1 protein-coding gene is annotated in these 547 nt (G+C 47.9%); it reads right to left on the bottom strand.

Going from position 1 to position 547, the window contains the following annotated elements; genetic code table 11:
- A partial coding sequence (locus CXF62_RS01470; protein WP_197707682.1) for a Calx-beta domain-containing protein occupies positions 1 to 547 on the bottom strand: 547 nt, incomplete at both ends.

The raw sequence follows: 547 nt of genomic DNA, 5'->3' as shown, positions 1-547 counted from the left end.
GCCTAATGTCACTACAATGCCGTCTGAATTAGTGTAACTAATAGAAGCAATGTCCGCCGCTTCGATAGTGCTATTTACTGTATTCAGCTTAACGTCAACAATAGTGTCAAAGTTACTCAGATTATCTTGCGAGACATCAAAGATAAGCAAGTTATCGACACCTTCAGTGGCAGTATCTTTAGTTGCAGTAATAGATACCACTGGGGTGTCCTCTCCTAGCGTAGGATCGTTAGGATCGACAGGGGTGGTGCCATCGGTGGTGCCATCATCATAGATGGTGGTGTTGACGCTGTCATCAGGGCCTATCGTTGCCGTACCTGAAGTGATATCCGTCACGGTAACGGTAAAGTCCTCGGGGCCTTCAGACAGATTGTCATCCACAATCGGTACTTTGACATCAACCGTCGTTTGACCCGCTGGGATAGTCACAAGCTGGGTGACAGGCGCGGTATAGTCCGCTGAGCCTTCGGTGCTGCCATCACTAATGGTGACTTCAATCACCGTATCTATCGTACTTGGATTGCTGATGCTGACTGTATAAGTCGCT

It is taken from the genome of Psychrobacter sp. MES7-P7E, from assembly GCF_002863645.1.
In the GTDB taxonomy this organism is placed as follows: Bacteria; Pseudomonadota; Gammaproteobacteria; order Pseudomonadales; family Moraxellaceae; genus Psychrobacter.
Note: the sequence above shows the minus strand (reverse complement) of the source record. Positions and strands in the feature narration are given on the sequence as shown.